This is a genomic window from Pseudarthrobacter sp. efr-133-R2A-89 (assembly GCF_030209315.1).
Lineage (GTDB): Bacteria > Actinomycetota > Actinomycetes > Actinomycetales > Micrococcaceae > Arthrobacter.
In genome coordinates, this window is record NZ_JARVSE010000005.1 from 32,743 (window position 1) to 50,572 (window position 17,830).

Genomic DNA, 17,830 nt, shown 5'->3' on the forward strand with positions numbered 1-17,830 from the left:
AATGCTCATGAACGTAACCGATCAAACCTCTCCGCGCCGCCGGTTCCGCCGGGGACGGGCCGCTGCCCGCCGCATGGGGATAGTCAGCGGTGTACTGGCCGTCATCCTTTCCGCCGGGATGGCCGTGGCAACTCCCGTAGCCTTCGCCGACGACCTCGAGGACCGCAAGGCTGCGCTCGAGGCCGAAGCGGCCCGTGTCCAGGCCTCTCTTGAGTTCGTCGATTCCAGGATCGCCAAGGCCGCCGGTGACCTGGTGATCTACCAGGGCCAGCTCCCCGGTGCGCAGCAGGCCCTCCTCGACGCGCAGGGCCGCGTGGCCAGCGCGGTGAAAGAGTCTGAAGCCCTGGCGGCCCGGGTGGACATGGCCCAGCAGAACAAGGCCAAGATCACCCAGCAGCTCGAAACGGACAAGCAAAAGATCGCCGACACAAAGAAGCTGATCGGCCAGATCGCCACCCAGGCCTACAAGTCCGGTGGCGTGCCCTCCAATCTTTCCCTTTTCTTCGGGTCCAGCGGCGGCGGCAGCCTGACCGACACCATGGACCTCGCCGACCAGGCCATGCGCAGCCAGAACGCGGCGATGGACAAGCTCAACCAGCAGAACGCCACCAACGTCAACTCCGAAGCCCGGCTGCAGGCCGTGGAAGGTGAGATCAAGGACCTCAAGGCCAAAGCCGATGCAGCACTGGAACGTGAGAAGGCCGCACGGGACGAAGCCGCGGCCAAGAAAGCCCAGGTTGACCAGCTGATCGCCGATACCACCCGCCTCGATGCGGAGCTCCAGGCGGCCAAACCCGGCATTCAGGCCCAGCTGGCGGGCGTCCAGGCCAACCAGAACCAGGTGGCCAACGAAATCGCCGAACGCGACCGAAAGGCCCGCGAGGCATGGGAAGCCGAACAGCGCAGGCAGGCAGCGGCTGCAGCTGCCGCAGCTGCCGCCGCAGCGGCGGCAGCGAACCGCCCGGCCCCGCCTGTCCAGCCGTATGTTCCGCCCGCAGCAGGGTCGCCGTCGGCCTTTGGCCTCCGCCACCCCTTTGACGGCAGTATCCCCATCACCTCCGGCTTCGGCTACCGCACCACCCCGCCGGGCACCATCGACTTCTACGGCACCGGCGGATACATGCACACCGGTATCGACTTCGGCGCGGCCTGCGGCACTCCCGTGTACGCTGCGGCAGCCGGTGAAGTCTTCAGCTCAGGCTGGAACTCCGCCGACGGCGGCGGCTGGCGCGTCAAGATCGACCACGGTGTGGTGCAGGGCAACACCCTGACGACCATTTACTACCACAACTCCAGCATCGTGGTTTCGAACGGACAAAGGGTCTCGCAAGGCCAGCTGATTGCCTACTCCGGCAGCACGGGCAACTCCACAGGCTGCCACGCCCACTTTGAAACCTGGCTCAACGGCGTCGCGGTTGACCCCATGGGACTGCTCTAGGGGCGTCCCGCCCCTGCCGTAGACTGGTATAGCTCCGGGCCGCGGGCACGGAGCAGCCAACCTGAACCTGAGGAGTTTCCCCGTGCCTAAAGAAAGTGGCCGTAAGGTGGTGGCCACCAATCGCAAGGCCCGGCATGACTATCACGTGCTGGACACCTACGAGGCCGGCATCGCCCTGATGGGCACCGAAGTAAAGTCCCTCCGGGAGGGCCACGCCTCCATGGTGGATGGATTCTGCACGTTCTACAACGACGAACTGTGGATGGAAGCCATCCACATTCCCGAATACAACCAGGGCAGCTGGACCAACCACGCTGCCCGCCGCCGGCGCAAGCTGCTGCTGCACCGCGAGGAGCTCATCAAGATCTCCCACAAGGTCCGGGAATCCGGCTACACCATTGTTCCGTTGCAGTTGTACTTCGTGGACGGGCGGGCCAAAGTGGAAATCGGCGTGGCCCGCGGCAAGCGCGAATACGACAAGCGGCAAACGCTGCGTGAGCAGCAGGACAACCGCGAAGCCCAGCGCGAGATGCGCGAACGCAACCGGCGCCGCTAGGAATTTTTTCCGCCGGGCATGCGTTAGTATTGGTAGTCCGGCAGGCTTGCCAGCCGGTTTGGTAACAAAATACGGGGATGATCGGTTTCGACGATGTTAGTCGCGACAGGTGAAGCGGGCCGAGGATGCAGAATTATCTCGTAAACGCTGTCTGCAAACCAATAAGTGCCGAATCTAAGCGCACTGACTTCGCTCTCGCTGCCTAAGCAGTAAGACAGTCCGTCAGCCCGGGGTTGCTATCGCCCCGGATCCTGGCGTCATTTAGATAGCCACTGCTGTTTGCTCCCGTCACCGGAGCAAACGGGACTCTTAGGTGACTGGGCCCGGATCAGCCAGCTGTTTGCAGCATGGCTGGGGCCGAGAAAATCCGACGCAAACTGCGCCCGGAGAAGCCCTGACAACACGACATCGGACGGGGGTTCAATTCCCCCCATCTCCACCCACGGCAAAGGCCGGGACATCCCACGGACGTCCCGGCCTTTGCTGCCGTAACGCCCCGGTCCCAGGACCGGGGCGTTTTCGTTTGTTCGGCGAGGCGACACCGCCCGGGCCTAAATGCTCTAGCGGCATGTTCCGGCACGCGGCTACCGTCGACTTTATGCACAACGACCCGCCGCAGACGCCCACTGAACTCCTGGACCCAGGCAGCTGCTGGGACCTCCTGCGCGGTGTCTCGGTTGGACACCTTGCCGTGTTCGTCAACGGCTACCCGGAAGTCTTCCCCGTTAATTACAAAGTGGACCAGCAGTCGCTGGTCTTCCGCACGGGCGAGGGAACCAAGCTGCGCGCCGCGGCCGGGCCGCTCGCGGTCGCGCTGGAAGCCGACGGCCATGACGACGCCAAAGCCTGGAGCGTGCTGGTCAAGGGAAAAGCGGTCATCCTAGAGCCCTCCGATGAACTCCTCGCCGGAGCGGGCCTTACCCTGTTTCCGTGGCAGGCCGGGGAGAAGGACCATTTTGTCCGGATCGTCCCCACCTCGGTAACCGGCAGGCGCTTCACCATCACGTCGCCGCTGACCTGGTGGAACCACGTGGGGCACGGCCCCCGGCACGAACCTGCATGACGGTGGAAGACGGGAGTGGGCCCAACGGCCCTGTCCGGAATCCCGTGCGTGCTGGTACCACTGACCTATGATCGGGTCGCCAACCGCCGCTGCCGCCAAGCCCCCTTTCGACGCCGTCATCTTCGACTTGGATGGGGTGGTAACCAACACGGCGCTGGTCCACCAGGCTGCGTGGAAAGATGCCTTCGACCGCATCCTCCAGGACCCGCGGATGCCCGCCGGCGCCAACCGTGCTCCGCTGACCAGGGCCGACTACCTCTCCTTCATCGACGGCATGCCGCGTGAGGACGGCGTGGTCCGGTTCCTCGCCGCGAGGGGGGTAGAGATCGGCAGGGGAGCCGAGACTGACGAGCCGGGAGCCTGGACCGGGTTTGGCCTGGGCGCCTGGAAGAACGAACTGTTCCACCAGCGGCTGCGCCGGGACGGGGTGCAAAGCTACCCGGGAACCCTGCAACTGCTGCAGCGGCTTGCCGGCGCTGCGGTCCCTACCGCCGTGGTCACCGCCAGCCGGAACGCCGGACTGGTCCTGGAAGCCGCCGGCATCAAGCACCTGTTCACGGTGGTCATGGACGGCACGACGGCGGCAGGGCTGGGTTTGCGGGGGAAACCGGCACCGGACGTCTTCCTCGCCGCCGCCGGCCGGCTGGGCGTCGCACCGGCTCACGCCGTGGTCATAGAGGACTCGGCGGCGGGAGTGGAAGCTGGGCGCCGGGGCGGGTTCGGCCTGGTGGTCGGAATCGACCGCAGCGGAAGCCGCCGCCAGTTGGAGGCCGCCGGCGCAAGTACTGTCCTGAACGACGTGGGTGAGCTGGACCTGGGACTGGTCATCGGCAACGCCTGGCATCTCGTGTATGAAGGCATCGACGCCGCCCACGAAGGCCACCGTGAAGCCCTGACCACGTTGGGCAACGGCTACATGGGCGTCCGGGGGGCGGCCCCTGAAGGAGGCCCCTTCAGCTACGCGGGCATGTACCTTGCCGGCGTGTACAACAGGGTCACCGTGAAAGCCGCCGACGAGACGCTGGTCGAGGAGCACATGGTCAATGCGCCGGACTGCCTCCCGCTGGACCTCCGGATCGCCGGGCTGCAGTGGTGGTCGGACGGCGGCCTGGCCGTGGTGCGTGAGCGCCGGGTCCTGGACCTCCGACGGGCCGTGCTGGAACGGCGCCTGCTGCTCGAAGGCGCGGACCGCCGTCGCATGGAGGTGGTCCAGGTCCGCTTTGTCTCCATGGCCGAACCCCACCTCCTGGCGCTCGAAACCACCATCACCGCCTTGGGGTGGAGCGGCGCCGTGGAAGTGCGCAGCGGCATCAACGCCGGCGTCCGCAACGCGAACCTGCCGGAGCGTGCCCAAGGCTCGGACATCCACCTGGCCGACCTGACGCCGTCGCGCCGCGCCGCCGTCAAACTGTCTCCGGACGCTCCATCCGTCGTCGAAGTCGAAACCACCCAAAGCCTCATCCGTATCGCTGCGGCATACCGTACGCGCGTGTCCGTGGCGGCGGAGCCGGTGGGTGAGGGCGGAGAAGGGGCGTTCCATTACAGGACGTTCCGGCTTTCCCTCACACCGGGCACCCCTGTCAGGCTGACCAAGACAGTGGCCGTGGTGACGTCCCGTGACCGGGCTATTTCCTCTCCGGAAACCGGCGCCCGCGCAGTGCTGGAACGCGCGGGCGATTCCTTTCCCCGGCTCTTGGCATCCCACGAGGAGGCATGGCGGAGGGAACTCCGCCCGTTCCTTGTGGAGATCGACGCCCCGGTCCAGGTACGCCTGGTCCTCAACCTGCACATCTTCCACCTGTTGCAGACCCTGACGCGCCACACGGCCGAGCTGGACGCCGGCGTCACCGCGCGTGGACTGCACGGAGAAGGCTACCGCGGGCATGTTTTCTGGGACGAATTGTTCGTTCTCCCGGTGCTCACGTCCAGGACCCCTGCGGTGGCCCGCTCGGTCATCGAGTACCGGTGGCGGCGGCTTCCCGCTGCCAGGCACGCCGCCGCCGCGGCCGGCCTGGCAGGGGCGAAATTCCCGTGGCAAAGCGGCAGCGACGGGACTGAGGAGACGCCGAAGTGGTTGTACAACGAGCGTTCCGGACGTTGGGTCAGGGACTATTCCCATCTTCAGGTGCACTCGGGCCTCGCGGTGGCCTTCAACGCCTGGCAGTATTTCCAGGCCACCGGTGACAAGATCTGGCTCCTGCAAAAAGGTGCGGAGCTGGTGATCGAAGTGGCCCGGTTCTTCCGGTCCCTGGCAACTTTCGACCAGCGGGATGGCAGATATCACCTGCGTGGTGTTGTGGGCCCGGATGAATACCACACGGGATATCCGGGCCAGGCCGACCCTGGCCTGGACGACAACGCCTACACCAACGTCATGGCGGCGTGGGTGTGCTTGCAGGCGGCGGATATCCTTCACTACCTGCACGGGAGCGAGCGTGCCGGGCTGATGGAATCACTGGGCGTTGACGCAACGGAGGCCGCCGGCTGGGAATCCGCGGGCGCCGCCATGTATGTCCCGTTCCACGGCGACGGCGTCATCAGCCAGTTCGAGGGATACGAGCAGCTCAGGGAACTGGACTGGGAGCACTACCGCGACACGTATGGCGACATTGAGCGGCTGGACCTGATCCTGGAGGCCGAGGGGGACGGAACCAACGGGTACAAGCTGGCCAAACAGGCGGACGTCCTGATGCTCCCGTATCTACTGGGCCACGAAGGCCTGCTGGGTATCCTCGAGCGGCTGGGCTACGGTTTCACGCAGGAGCAGCTGAACCGGACCATCGAGTACTACCTGTCCAGGACGGCCCATGGCTCCACGCTAAGCCGGGTGGCCCACGCCTCCGTCCTGGCCGGGGTGGACGCCGACCGTGCCTGGGACAGTTTCCGGGAAGCGCTCGACGCCGACCTCGACGACACGCAGCACGGCACCACCCGGGCGGGTATCCATTTAGGAGCCATGGGAGGAACCATCGACGTGGTGCAGCGCAGCTTTGCCGGCCTGCGCTTCAGCGGGGACAGTATCCTGTTCGCCCCCAACCTGCCAACACGGCTCCGTGCCGTGGCCTTCGAAGTCCTCTACCGGGGACACCGGCTGCGGGTCCACCTCAAGGACGGTCAGATGAGCATCGCATCGGCGCCCGGTGACGCCGGCCCCATCACAGTGCACGTTTATGGCACCGATGTGGTCCTGCCCCCAGGCCAAGCGCGGCAGTTCCCGCTGCCCGCCCGGACCACCGGGGTGGCGGCATCGTGAGGCGGCTGGGGATCCTTACCAGCGGCGGCGACTGCCCCGGCGTGAATGCGGTGATCCGTGGAGCGGTGCTGGGCGGCGACGTCGCCCATGGGTACGAATTCGTAGGTTTCCGCGACGGTTGGCGGGGTGTCCTGGAGGATGACGTCGTTCCCCTGCCCAGGACGGGTGTCCGCGGGATCGCGCGCCTCGGCGGGACTATCCTGGGGACATCGCGGACCAATCCGCTGGCCGCGGGCGGCATCGAGGCAGTACGTGCCGGCTTCCAGCGCAACGGGCTGGACGGCCTTATTGCCATCGGGGGAGAAGGCACCCTGGCGGCGGCCCGGGAGCTGTGCGGACAGGGGCTTAATGTCCTGGGCGTCCCAAAGACCATCGACAACGACCTGGGCGCCACGGATTACACTTTTGGTTTCGACACGGCCGTCCAGACTGCCACCGAGGCGATTGACCGGTTGCGGACCACGGGGGAATCACACCACCGGTGCATGATTGCCGAGGTCATGGGCAGGAACGCCGGCTGGATAGCGCTGCATTCGGGCATGGCTTCCGGTGCGCACGCGATCCTGATCCCGGAACATCCCGTCCCCATCGAGCAGATCTCCACCTGGGTACTTTCGGCACGGGACCGCGGCAGGGCTCCGCTGGTGGTAGTGGCTGAAGCCTTCGCGCCGGAGGGCCGGCAGGCACCCTACGCGCCGCGCGGCCTGGACACCTTCGGCCGGCCGCGCCTCGGCGGGATCGGGCTGCTGCTTGAGGAACAGTTGCAGGAACGGACTGGAATCGAAACCCGGGCCACCGTGCTGGGCCATATCCAGCGCGGCGGCGAGCCCACCGCCTTTGACCGGGTCCTTGCCACCCGGCTTGGCCTGGCTGCCGTCGAATCAGCCGCGGCCGGACGCTGGGGCACGATGGTGGCGCTCCGGGGCACGGACATCGTGAACGTGGGCCTGGACGAGGCCCTGGGCGAGCTTAAGAGGGTTCCCGAGGCCCGCTACCGGGAAGCCGCGGTGCTGTTTGGGTAAGCGGTGCTGTTTGGATAATCCGACCGGCCGGAAGGGGCCGGAATGGGCGGAACTCAATCAGGCTGCGCCGGGCGGATGCGCAGGACGGCCGACCCGGTGATCCTGTCGGCGGCCAGGTCTTCCAGCGCTTTATCGGCGGAGTCGAAGGGGTATGCGGTAGTTTTCAAGGTCAAAGACAGCTTGGCCGCCAGGGCCAGGAATTCACGGCCGTCCGCCCGGGTATTGGCGGTGACGCTGCGCAGCTGACGCTCGTAGAAAAGCTCCCTGCCATAATTCAGGGCTGGAATATCACTGAGGTGGATGCCCGCGACGGCAAGGGTTCCGCCGCGGTCGAGGGCCGCCAGCGCCACCGGGACAAGATCGCCCACCGGGGCAAAGAGGATGGCCGAATCCAACGGGACCGGCGGCCGCCCGTAGGCGTCGCCGGCATACTCTGCACCCAGTTCCAGTGCGAGTGACCGGGCCTCCTCCGACCGGGTCATGACGAACACGGAGGCGCCCTGCCTGATGGCCAGCTGCGCGGTGATATGGGCGGAGCTGCCAAAGCCATAGATGCCAAGACGGCCGCCAACCGGCAATGCGGCGCGTTTCAGGGCGCGGTACCCGATGATCCCGGAGCACAGCAACGGTGCGGCCTGCTCGTCGGAAAAGGCGGCCGGGACCGGGTAGGCGAAGTCCTCGGCGACCGCCAGCCGTTCAGCAAAGCCTCCGTCCGTGTCCCACCCGGTGAACACAGGCGATGAGCACAGATTTTCGTCGCCGCGGCGGCAGTAGTCGCACCGGCCGCACACGCCGCCAAGCCAGGCGACGCCCACCCTGTCGCCGGCGTGGAACCGTGTGCAGTCCGCGCCCGTTTCGATGACGACGCCGACCGCCTCGTGCCCGGGGACCACGTGGGGATGGTGGGGTGCCAGGTCTCCTTCAGCGAGATGGAGGTCGGTGCGGCACACACCGCAGACACTGACCTGCACCAGGAGCTCATGCGGCCGCGGCTTCGGCGTGGCCCTCTGCCCCTGGACCAGGGGATGCGTGGATATGGGGCCCGGTGCGCCCACCCACCATGCACGCACGGTGCGTCCGGTTCCGTGGCGGCTACTCGAAGCCTGCGCGGGTTGCGTCGTCCAACGGCGTCTGCCACAGCAGCGGTGCGGTCATGGTGAAGCGCCTGCCCGTGATGGACTCGGGCGTGATGCGGATGAAGTATTCCTTGCCCACTCCCTGCCAGGGGAACAACGCCCGCCGGATGTCGTCGAGGTCAGGTCCTGTTGGCGTCGTCTCTGCGGCTTTGCCTTTAATCACGACGCTCCATGCCAGGCCGAACTGGGAACTGACCGCGTCCGCCTCGAGGGCCACGACGGAGTCGGACTCGATGGCCTGCTGTTTGGTGCCGCCGCCCGTGCGGAAAACCAGCGTATGGCCGTCCACCTTGTAGTTGACCGGAAAGACGTCAGGATGGCCGTCGGCCATCACGGCCAGCCGTCCCACCCCGGTCTGTGCGAGAAGCGACCAGCACTCTTCCGCATCGAGGATTTCAGCTGCAGGTACGTTTGGGTTCTCTGTCATAGGGCACAGCGTAGGGAAGTCGCGCGCGCCCGGAAAGGGCACAAAGGCCCGGCCTTGGGCGGACGAATGTGCAGCGGCTAGAGCCAATCGGCGTTGAAGTCCACCGGCGGCCACCACCGGGTGGGCGGCGTGACCGCAAACCGGCGGCCGGTGAGTTCGGTGGGCGAGATGATGATCAGATGGTCCTTGATCCCGGCCTCCCACGGTTCACGGTCGGCGTCGACTGCCGGCAGGCTCATGCGCGTTTCATCGAACGGTTCCGGCCTGCCCTTTGCCACCACGCTCCACACCTCCGTGGCGTATGGATTGAGTCCGTCAACCTCCAGCGCTGCCACCGCCCCGCCCAGCAAGGCGCGAAGCTTGGTTCCGGGCGCCGTCCGAAAGAACAGAGTGTCGCCGGAGGCGGAGAAATTCACCGGAAAGATCTCTGGGATTTCGCCGTTGATGACCGCGAGGCGGCCGATATAGGAGGACCTCAGGTACTGCCAGCACGCATCTGCGTCCAAAATTTCGGTGGGAGAGCCCTCCGGGGAACCAGTCATGCTACCGATCCTAGAGCCTCGGCAGCACCAGCGCACCGGTGGGAAGGGAATGCCGGACGCTCGCAGTGTTGTTCACCGACGGCGTAGCAGCACCGGGACTGGAATCTGCGGCTGGGTCGTTGACAAGCGTAAGGATCCCGATGGAAACCTGGCACGGGCGGCAACGGCCGGGGGACTGCACCGGGCGAACCGGCACGAGGGCTGGAGGTGCCCCATGGAGCAGGCGCGGAAAATCATGCCGCCGGAGGACGACGACATCCTGGACTCGTACTCGCAGACGGTCATGCGGGTGGCGGCCACGGTTACGCCGCACGTGGCGGCGATCGAGATGACTGCCCGGCGCCGCAACGGGCGGGCTCGGGTGGGCGCAGGTTCGGCAGTGCTCTTTACCGAAGACGGCTACCTGCTCACGAATTCCCACGTGGTTGCCGGCACGCACCAGGGTTATGCGGTTTTCGGCGACGGCAGCAGGATGGAACTGGAACTCGTGGGCACGGACCCGTTGTCTGACCTCGCGGTGGTCCATGGTTCCCGGCCCAAGGTGCCGCCGGCCCGGTTCGGTGCCGCCGAAACCCTCAGGGTGGGCCAGTTGGTGGTGGCGGTTGGGAACCCGCTGGGACTGGCTGGATCCGTAACAGCCGGTGTGGTCAGCGGCCTGGGCCGGGCCATTCCGGTGTGGTCCGGGGGCAACAGGCGGGTCATCGAAGACGTCATCCAAACGGATGCGGCCTTGAATCCCGGCAATTCAGGCGGCGCGCTGGCAGACACGCACTCGAGGATCGTTGGGATCAACACGGCAGTGGCGGGAGCAGGGCTTGGGCTCGCCATTCCCATCAACGCCACCACGCGTCGGATCATTGCCGCTTTGCTTGCGGACGGGAGGGTGCGCCGGGCCTACCTGGGCTTGGTGAGTACGCCCATCCAGCTCACTCCCAGCGCTGTCATCCGCACCGGGCGGCGCGAAGGGCTGCGCGTTGTGGAGGTGCTGCCTGAATCTCCGGCGGACAAGGCAGGGCTGGCGGCCGGGGACATCCTCCTGACGGCGGGAGGCCGTCCTGTCAGCAACGCCGAGAGCCTGCAGCGGCTCCTGTTCGCGGACGCCATTGGCCAACCGCTCGATGTCGCCGTGCTGCGGGACGGCACCGAAGTGCACCTCACCGCCGTTCCGGAGGAAATGACGGGCAACGGAACACCGTAGGCACCGGGGCCGGTGCGTCCGGAAGCGCTAGGCTCCGGCTGCCGGCGCTTCCACGTCCGCGATGCCTGTGAAACGCGTCCCGACGCCGTCGTACTCGCCACGGACGCAACCGGGCTGTACCGGCGGGATCTCTTCCGGGGCGTGGTGCCCGCACACCACGTAGGTAAAGTCAGGCCACCACTTCTTGGGCCGGGCCGCTTCCTCATACCCGCACACGGCGCATTCGAGATGGACCCACACGGGCCGCTTGCCTGTCCGGTTGGCCCGTGACTGCACCAGCCACGGGGGAGGATTGTCCAGGATGCCGCGGAGCTCGGCTTCCGGCATCCACTTCGGCAGGCCATGGCGCTGCGCCATTTCAAGGGGTACGTCCAGGGCTATTGCGGCGTCACGTCTGCTGATCATCACCATCCACCATACGGGAACCCGCCAAATCGCGTCCTGCCTCGGAGTCCCTCAGCCGGCGGTCCCGGCAACGCCGCTGGTCAGGGCAGATCCAGGCTGCAGCCGGGGTGCGGGGCGTCGCTGGAGACCCACAACGCCGAGGCGATCTCGTCGGCGAGGTCGTACTCACGGTCACCGCCGATCCGCACCACGAGTGCGCCGCCGAAGGGCCGCCGCCCCAGCACTTCCACGCGGGCGTCAAGCTCGATGTCCTGCGAGGCAAGGTAGCGGAGCAGCTCAGGGTTGTCGTCGCTGATCCGGGTGATCCTGCCGCTATGGCCCTCGTCCAATTCGGCGAGGAGGTGGGCGCGCGGCATCAGCACCTGGCCGTCCGCCGTGGGAATGGGATCGCCGTGCGGATCCCGGCTGGGGTCCCCGAGCTTGGCGGCGACGCGCTCGATGAACGTGTCCGACACTGCATGCTCCAGCTGCTCGGCTTCATCGTGGACTTCATCCCAGCTGTAGCCCAGGCGTTCCACGAGATAGGTTTCGATCAGCCGGTGGCGCCGCACCATGGCCAGCGCAAGCCGCAGTCCCGCGTCGGTCAGGGTCACGGCGCTGTACGGTTTGTGGTCCACCAGGCCCTGGTCCTTGAGCTTGCGGACCATCTCCGACACTGACGAGTTCGCCACCCCGAGCCGCTGGGCCAGTTGGGAGGACGTGATGGGCTTGTCCTGCCATTCAGTGAATGAATAGATGACCTTGACGTAGTCCTCGATGGAGGAGGATGGCGCGCTGGTCTTCACAGGCTCAAGCCTACCGGGTTCCCTGCCGTGGCCGGGTCCGCGTGGCCTGCGGCGGCGCCGGGAAAACCCATCCCGCTACGCCTTCACGGCGCGCCACGCCAAGGTGAGGTAGGGAAGATCGAGTTCCTGGTCGGGCGCGTAGGCCAGGTGGTCGTGGAGGTACCAGTCCAGGTTCGCCAGGACCTTGGCCCTGGTTGCCTCGCCGGCGCGCAGGTAATAGCTCCTGGACTTGGTGAGTTCCATCAGGTCGGTGGTGGTTACGCTGTCCTGCCAGTGGATGACGTGCCCTTCGAGCCCGGTGAATTCGGGCCCCACCACAGGCTTGTGGCCCGGGCGGTACACATCGCCGGCATGCATGATCCTGGAAAGCCTGTGCACCCAGGGTACCGAGGTATCCAGCTGGTTCCAGATGAGTCCGAGCGTTCCGTGCGGGCGCAGGACACGGGCAAGTTCGGTGCTCGCCGGCAGCGCGTCGCACCAGTGCCAGGCCTGCGCCACGGTGACGACGTCGAAGGAGGCTTCGGCCAGCCCGGTCGCCTCCGCGGTTCCCGCCAAGGCCGTGGCAGCAGGGCAGTGCGCCGCGAGTTGGGCGAGCATGTCCGTGGAAGGATCGACGGCGGTTACCTCCAGGCCAAGCTCCAGCAGCAGGGCCGTGAACTTTCCGGTACCGGCCCCGACGTCGAGTGCGTCACGGGCCTGCGCCGGCACCAGCCACCGGGCTGATTCGACGGGGTACCCCGGCCTGACGCGCTGGTAATGCCGTCCGCCGTCCCGGAAACTGCCGCCAAGTTCCCGCCGGCGCACGTGATCAAGCTTGGGGCCACCCCGAACCACGCGTGGACTCCTTCAATTCCGACTGTTGATGCCCCTCGAATTTACCGCACGGCCATGGAAATGTGCCGGCGGACCAGGAGCGGGAGCGGGAAGCGCCCCCTAGTCGTCGATACAGGGGGCCGCGCCGGCCGTGCCCGGGGTGTTGGGTGCCCAGTGCGGGTAGGTGCGGGAATCGTTGGCCGGCACCCAGCGGCCTGCGTCAACCACGTAGTCCCAGCCCAACCCGCTGCTGCGCAGTGTGCGGATGCCGGCAAGGAGGCGTTCGGCATCCTCCAGCCGGGATCCGACGCCGAAGCTCGCCCGGAGTGATCCGTTGGGCAGGCCCAGGCGCTTCAGCAGCGGGTGGGCGCAGAAGCGTCCGTCACGCAGGCCCACGCCGTGCTCCGCCGAGAGGTAGGCGGCCACCAGCCCGGCGTCGTAGCCTGCAACCGAGAAGTTGACCACGCCGATGGTGTCCGTTTCCGGATTGGTGTCCTTGAAGATCTGGTGGACGGTGACGCCGTCGATGCCCTGGAGGCCCTCCACCAGGAAGGAACGGATGGCGGATTCGTGGGCGTGCCACCGGGCCTGGTCCAGTTCGGCGATCACCTGGGTGGCGCGGGCCAGGGTGGCTGCGCCGAGCACGTTGGGTGAGCCGCCCTCGTGGCGGGCCGGTCCGGTGGCCCAGCTGACGCCGTCGAGCCTTGCTTCCTTGACGGCACCGCCCCCGGCCAGGTGGGGAACGCCGGCGTCCAGCCAGTCCGCACGTCCCACCAGGACGCCTGCGCCGAACGGAGCGTAGAGCTTGTGTCCGGAGAAGGCGAGATAGTCGACGTCGTCAGCGCTGATGTCCACCCGGCGGTGCGGCGCAAGCTGGGCGGCGTCCACCACGATCCGTGCGCCGTACTGGTGCGCCAGTGTAGCCAAGGCCCGGATGGGGAGGATCTCGCCGGTGACGTTGGAGGCGCCGGTGACGGCCAGCAGGCTGACCCCGCCCTGCTCCAGTTCAGCGCGGACTGCCTCCAGTGTGCCGCTGATGGTGTCCGCGGCGACGATGCTGCGGTGCGGGACACCCTGCCAGGGCAGGAGGTTGGCGTGGTGTTCGATGTCCAGGTAGAGCACGTCCCCGGCGGGGCGGCCGCCCGCCAGCGGCAGGCAGCCGGCCAGCAGGTTCAGGGAGTCGGTGGTGTTACGGGTGAAGATGACCGAATCATCGGGGCGGCCTCCGACGAAGTCCCGGACAATGTTGCGCGCGTTTTCGTACACGGAGGTGCTGATCTGGGATGCGTACCCGGCGCCCCGGTGGACACTGGCGTAATACGGGAGGATCTCGTTCAGGTACGCGGACACCACTGACAGTGCCGGGGCAGAAGCGCCGTAGTCGAGGTTTGCGTAGCGGACGTGGCCGCCGGAGATCAGCGGCGCCTGGATCTCGGCGCCGGTGACTGCAGCGAGGGGCCGGCCGGCAATGGCCTGGCGCGGATCCGGCGCGGCGGTGTTGGCGGTGGCGGACTGGGGGGAGACGGTGGCAGTTGTCACAGAGACCTCACTTGGATACAGGACTCCGGCATAGTGGAATCCGCGCTTGCCGTATCCGCTCCGGACCGGCCTGGTCGTCACCCGGGGCACCCCACCGCGAATGGAGGGTTGCCGGCCAGCAAACCGGGGTTTTGCGCTGGCACTCGTGACCTGGATAAAAGCGTAGAACATGGAATGGGCAGGACTGAAGCCGCGGCAATTGTTAAGGCTTTTGTTACGTCCTGCCGAAGAAACGGCCGCGGACGCCCCCCAAAGGAGGCGTCCGGCGTCGTATTCTTCGATTTTTCTGCGGTCAGGGAGCCTGTTGCAGCAGGTCGTCGAGGTCCGGGTTCAGCCGGTGGAGCACCTCTGAATGCAAGATCGAGTTCGTTGCCAGGGCATTGCCGCCGAACGGTCCGTCTTCGCCTTCGAGGGACGTGAAGCGGCCGCCTGCCTCCACCACGATCGGCACGAGGGCAGCCATGTCGTACAAGTTCAGCTCGGGTTCGCAGGCGATGTCCACCGAGCCCTCGGCCACCATGCAGTAGGACCAGAAGTCCCCGTACGCCCGGGTCCGCCACACGTCCTCCGTCAGGCCCAGGAAGTCGTCAAGGTTTCCGCGTTCCTTCCAGCCGCCCAGGCTGGAGTAGGAGAGGGAGGCGTCGGCCAGGTTGGAGACGTTGGAGACCCGGAGCCGCGTAGCGGCGGCCAGGGACCTGCCCATGTACGCCCCCATGCCTTTGGCAGCCCACCAGCGCTTGCCCAATGCCGGTGCGCTGACGACGCCGACCACCGGCTCGCCCTCGTCCACGAGGGCGATCAGCGTGGCCCAGACCGGGACGCCGCGGACGAAGTTCTTGGTCCCGTCGATGGGATCGATGATCCAGCGCCGTGAGCCGTGGCCGGTGCTGCCGAATTCCTCACCCAGGACGGCATCGCGGGGCCGGGAGCGGGAGAGCTGGCCACGGATGGCCTCCTCGGCCGCCTTGTCGGCGTCGGTGACCGGCGTCAGGTCCGGCTTGGTCTCGACGTGGAGGTCCAGGGCCTTGAACCGGCTCATCGTCTGGTCGTCCACGGAGTCGGCCAGGACGTGGGCCAGGCGCAGGTCATCGTTGTAACTCGAAGCGGGTTGGATCATGGTTCCAAACTACCGTCTGCGGGCGTTTCTGCCGGGAGAACGCGTCAGTTGACGCTGCCAAGCTCCTTCGTTTCCTGTGCTTCCATCCTAGGATCGGCGCCGAGCAGCCGCCGCAGGGACGCCAGGCGGGCGGCGCCGGTGGGGCCGGCGTGTCCGCCGTCCACCCACTCGTCCAGCCCGCAGTTGACCGCCGTTGCCGTGTGCTTGCAGCCGCGTTCGCAGTTTTCGATGCCGGGGGAGAGATCCGGGAACGAGCGCAGGATCCTGTCCGGATCCACATGCGCCAAGCCAAAGGACCGGATCCCCGGGGTGTCGATGATCCAGCTGCCGGGCGGCGCGTCCGCCAGCCGAAGTGCCAGCGCGGACGACGACGTGTGCCGGCCGCGCCCGGTGACGGCGTTGACGCCGCCGGTGGCGCGCTCGGCACCCGTCAGTGCGTTCACCATGGTGGATTTGCCCACCCCGGAATGCCCCAGCATCACGGTGACGGTACCGTCGAGGTGCGCGCGGAGGGCGGCCACCGCGGCGCTGTCCAGCCGGGCCGAGAGGCCGTCGTCGGACCGCGCGTCGATCCCGGAGGCCTGTGCGTCGGCGGTCTTGCTGATGATGACCGGGAAGTCCAGGTGCGTGTAATTGGAGAGGAGCTCGGCGGGGTCCTTGACGTCGGCCTTGGTTACCAGCAGGATCGGCGCGATCCCGGCGTCGTAAGCCGCCACCAGGGCGCGGTCGATGAAGCCGGTGCGGGGCTCGGGGTTGGCAGCCGCCACAACGATGACCAGTTGGTCCGCGTTGGCCACCACAGCACGCTCCACGGGGTCGGTATCGTCGGCGCTGCGGCGAAGGAGCGTGCGGCGGTCCTGGATTTTCACCAACCGGGCCAGCGTGTCCGGGGCTCCCGAGACGTCCCCCACCAGTGAGACGAAGTCGCCGGCCACCACGGGATTGCGGCGAAGCTCGCGGGCCCGCGCAGCGATGACCACGCGCTCGTTGTCCGAGTCCTCACCCACCACCGCGGTGTACCGGCCACGGTCCACCGTGATGATCCGGCCGGTCACAGCGTCATCGTGGCTGGGGCGGTCTTTGGTGCGGGGCCTGGAGCCTTTCTTGCTCGGGCGGATCCTGACGTCAGATTCGTCCCAGGAATCAGTGCTCCGCGCCACTGCCGCGCCCTTCCGGTCCGGCAGCGGACGTGCCCTCCTGGGCCAGCATGCCCGCCCACAGCTGTGGGAAGTCGGGCATGGTCTTGGCTGTGGTGGCAATATCCTCCACCTGGACGCCCGGTACTGCCAGTCCCAGGATTGCCCCGGCCGTGGCCATCCGGTGGTCCGCGTAGCTGTGCACGACGCCGGCGTGCAGCCGTGCGGGGCGGATGAGCAGCCCGTCCGGGGTTTCCTCGGCGTCCCCGCCGAGCCGGTTGATCTCGGCCACCAGGGCGGCCAGCCTGTCGGTTTCGTGTCCTCGCAGGTGCGCAATCCCGGTGAGCCGGGAGGGCTCCGAGGCCAGGGCACACAACGCAGCGACGGTGGGGGCGAGTTCGCTGGTGTCCGCGAAGTCGCCACCCTTGATCTCCGGACCGCCGGTGACGGTCAGGACGCCGCCGGCCAACGTGACCGTGGCGCCCATGCTGGTGAGGATGTTGCGCCACAGGTCGCCCACCTGCTGGGTTTCCGCCGGCCAGTTGGGGATCCGGACCGTTCCCCGGGAGGCGAGGGCCGCCGCCAGGAACGGGCCCGCGTTGGAAAGGTCCTGTTCGATCCGCTGGTCGAAGGCACGGATGGGTCCGGGCGCCACCACCCAGTGGTTGGGCACGGAATCGTCCACGGACACGCCTGCGCCGCGCAGGACCGCGATCGTCATGTTGATGTGGTCCAGGCTTGGTACCGGTTTGCCCACGTGCTCAAGATGCAGGCCGTCGTCGAACCGGGCCCCCACGAGCAGGAGGGCGGAGACGAACTGGGACGAAGCGCTGGCATCAATCACCAAGTGGCCGCCGCGGACGGAGCCTTTGCCCGCCACGGCGAACGGGAGGGACGACGGGGCGCTGCCGTCTTCGGCTGAGACACCCACACCCAGGGCCTTGAGGGCTTCGATAATGGTCCCCATGGGACGCTTGCGTGCGTGCGGGTCGCCGTCGAACACGCTGGCCCCGTTGCGCAGCGCCGCGAGCGGCGGAACGAACCGCATCACCGTACCGGCCAGCCCGCAGTCGATCCTGGCCTCTGTCGCCGGCGCGGATGCGGGCAACGGAACCACTTCGAGGTCAGGGCCGAAGGTTCCGTCGCCCGGGACCTCCGTGATCGTGGCGCCAAGCTGCCGCAGCGCATCAATCATCAGCGCGGAATCCCTGGAATGCAGGGGCGCCCGCAACTTGGACGGCCCATCCGCCAATGCCGCCAGAACGAGGTACCTGTTGGTCAGGGACTTCGAGCCGGGCACCGTGACGGTGGCATTGACGGGCCGGGAAGCGAAAGGCGCGTCCCAGTGCTGGACAGGTGTTCCGGAAGCGTCCCGGGCGGCAGTTGCTGCGGTCATTCGT

Annotated in this window: 16 protein-coding genes, 1 other RNA gene and 1 riboswitch; of the genes, 7 read left to right on the forward strand and 10 right to left on the reverse strand. The window is 67.3% G+C overall.

The window, feature by feature from the left end; all coding sequences use genetic code 11:
* The first annotated feature begins 7 nt into the window (after positions 1 to 7).
* The 6 genes from QRM95_RS09355 to QRM95_RS09380 all read left to right on the forward strand — a co-directional run bounded on the left by QRM95_RS09355 (position 8) and on the right by QRM95_RS09380 (position 7,332).
* Entirely contained in the window at positions 8 to 1,438 is a 1,431-nt protein-coding gene (locus tag QRM95_RS09355; protein WP_285247511.1) for a peptidoglycan DD-metalloendopeptidase family protein, read from the forward strand.
* Between the two features lie 82 nt (positions 1,439 to 1,520).
* Positions 1,521 to 1,994, forward strand: coding sequence for an SsrA-binding protein SmpB (gene smpB, locus QRM95_RS09360; RefSeq protein ID WP_050054575.1), 474 nt, complete (start codon positions 1,521 to 1,523; stop codon positions 1,992 to 1,994).
* Between the two features lie 73 nt (positions 1,995 to 2,067).
* Positions 2,068 to 2,436: a transfer-messenger RNA gene (ssrA, locus tag QRM95_RS09365) on the forward strand.
* Positions 2,437 to 2,592: 156 nt separating this feature from the next.
* Positions 2,593 to 3,057, forward strand: coding sequence for a pyridoxamine 5'-phosphate oxidase family protein (locus tag QRM95_RS09370; RefSeq protein WP_285247512.1), 465 nt, complete (start codon positions 2,593 to 2,595; stop codon positions 3,055 to 3,057).
* 67 nt (positions 3,058 to 3,124) lie between these two features.
* Complete coding sequence (locus QRM95_RS09375; protein WP_285247513.1) at positions 3,125 to 6,310, forward strand: HAD-IA family hydrolase; 3,186 nt, start codon at positions 3,125 to 3,127, stop codon at positions 6,308 to 6,310.
* Positions 6,307 to 7,332: an ATP-dependent 6-phosphofructokinase gene (locus QRM95_RS09380; RefSeq protein WP_285247514.1), complete on the forward strand. Its 1,026-nt coding sequence runs from the start codon at positions 6,307 to 6,309 to the stop codon at positions 7,330 to 7,332. Before QRM95_RS09375 ends, QRM95_RS09380 begins: the two co-directional genes overlap by 4 nt.
* Before the next feature lie 53 nt (positions 7,333 to 7,385).
* On the opposite strand, the gene QRM95_RS09385 is transcribed toward QRM95_RS09380, so the two are convergent.
* From QRM95_RS09385 to QRM95_RS09395, 3 genes are all read right to left on the reverse strand, one after another.
* Positions 7,386 to 8,402 (reverse strand): zinc-dependent alcohol dehydrogenase family protein, encoded by a 1,017-nt coding sequence (locus QRM95_RS09385; RefSeq protein ID WP_285247515.1) that lies wholly within the window; start codon positions 8,400 to 8,402, stop codon positions 7,386 to 7,388.
* Between the two features lie 22 nt (positions 8,403 to 8,424).
* Positions 8,425 to 8,895 carry a pyridoxamine 5'-phosphate oxidase family protein gene (locus QRM95_RS09390; protein WP_285247516.1) on the reverse strand — a complete coding sequence of 157 codons (471 nt, stop codon included), beginning with the start codon at positions 8,893 to 8,895 and terminating at the stop codon, positions 8,425 to 8,427.
* Positions 8,896 to 8,972: 77 nt separating this feature from the next.
* Complete coding sequence (locus tag QRM95_RS09395; protein ID WP_285247517.1) at positions 8,973 to 9,437, reverse strand: pyridoxamine 5'-phosphate oxidase family protein; 465 nt, start codon at positions 9,435 to 9,437, stop codon at positions 8,973 to 8,975.
* A gap of 214 nt (positions 9,438 to 9,651) precedes the next feature.
* Between QRM95_RS09395 and QRM95_RS09400 the strand changes: the two genes are divergently transcribed.
* Positions 9,652 to 10,635: a S1C family serine protease gene (locus QRM95_RS09400; RefSeq protein WP_285247518.1), complete on the forward strand. Its 984-nt coding sequence runs from the start codon at positions 9,652 to 9,654 to the stop codon at positions 10,633 to 10,635.
* Positions 10,636 to 10,662: 27 nt separating this feature from the next.
* On the opposite strand, the gene QRM95_RS09405 is transcribed toward QRM95_RS09400, so the two are convergent.
* From QRM95_RS09405 to aroA, 7 genes are all read right to left on the reverse strand, one after another.
* Entirely contained in the window at positions 10,663 to 11,040 is a 378-nt protein-coding gene (locus QRM95_RS09405) for a hypothetical protein (RefSeq protein ID WP_109045089.1), read from the reverse strand.
* Between the two features lie 80 nt (positions 11,041 to 11,120).
* Entirely contained in the window at positions 11,121 to 11,825 is a 705-nt protein-coding gene (locus QRM95_RS09410) for a metal-dependent transcriptional regulator (protein WP_285247519.1), read from the reverse strand.
* 75 nt (positions 11,826 to 11,900) lie between these two features.
* Positions 11,901 to 12,659, reverse strand: a complete 759-nt coding sequence (locus tag QRM95_RS09415; RefSeq protein ID WP_285247520.1) for a class I SAM-dependent methyltransferase — start codon at positions 12,657 to 12,659, stop codon at positions 11,901 to 11,903.
* 99 nt (positions 12,660 to 12,758) lie between these two features.
* On the reverse strand, positions 12,759 to 14,177 hold the full coding sequence (locus QRM95_RS09420) for an aminotransferase class V-fold PLP-dependent enzyme (protein WP_285247521.1): 1,419 nt from the start codon (positions 14,175 to 14,177) through the stop codon (positions 12,759 to 12,761).
* A gap of 37 nt (positions 14,178 to 14,214) precedes the next feature.
* Positions 14,215 to 14,328: riboswitch (SAM riboswitch) on the reverse strand.
* 141 nt (positions 14,329 to 14,469) lie between these two features.
* Entirely contained in the window at positions 14,470 to 15,294 is an 825-nt protein-coding gene (hisN, locus tag QRM95_RS09425; protein WP_285242383.1) for a histidinol-phosphatase, read from the reverse strand.
* Between the two features lie 44 nt (positions 15,295 to 15,338).
* A complete protein-coding gene (gene rsgA, locus QRM95_RS09430; protein WP_285247522.1) occupies positions 15,339 to 16,454 on the reverse strand; it encodes a ribosome small subunit-dependent GTPase A in 1,116 nt (371 codons plus the stop codon).
* Positions 16,438 to 17,826, reverse strand: a complete 1,389-nt coding sequence (gene aroA, locus QRM95_RS09435) for a 3-phosphoshikimate 1-carboxyvinyltransferase (RefSeq protein WP_285247523.1) — start codon at positions 17,824 to 17,826, stop codon at positions 16,438 to 16,440. Before aroA ends, rsgA begins: the two co-directional genes overlap by 17 nt.
* Positions 17,827 to 17,830: the final 4 nt, after the last annotated feature.

Bases quoted from the DNA above. Each gene is read 5' to 3' on its own strand.
- QRM95_RS09355 (WP_285247511.1), top strand. From the start codon at position 8: ATGAACGTAACCGATCAAACCTCTCCGCGCCGCCGGTTCCGCCGGGGA.
- aroA (WP_285247523.1), bottom strand. From the start codon at position 17,826: ATGACCGCAGCAACTGCCGCCCGGGACGCTTCCGGAACACCTGTCCAG.
- QRM95_RS09370 (WP_285247512.1), top strand. From the start codon at position 2,593: ATGCACAACGACCCGCCGCAGACGCCCACTGAACTCCTGGACCCAGGC.
- QRM95_RS09375 (WP_285247513.1), top strand. From the start codon at position 3,125: ATGATCGGGTCGCCAACCGCCGCTGCCGCCAAGCCCCCTTTCGACGCC.
- hisN (WP_285242383.1), bottom strand. From the start codon at position 15,294: ATGATCCAACCCGCTTCGAGTTACAACGATGACCTGCGCCTGGCCCAC.
- QRM95_RS09390 (WP_285247516.1), bottom strand. From the start codon at position 8,895: ATGACAGAGAACCCAAACGTACCTGCAGCTGAAATCCTCGATGCGGAA.
- QRM95_RS09395 (WP_285247517.1), bottom strand. From the start codon at position 9,437: ATGACTGGTTCCCCGGAGGGCTCTCCCACCGAAATTTTGGACGCAGAT.
- QRM95_RS09405 (WP_109045089.1), bottom strand. From the start codon at position 11,040: ATGATCAGCAGACGTGACGCCGCAATAGCCCTGGACGTACCCCTTGAA.
- QRM95_RS09400 (WP_285247518.1), top strand. From the start codon at position 9,652: ATGGAGCAGGCGCGGAAAATCATGCCGCCGGAGGACGACGACATCCTG.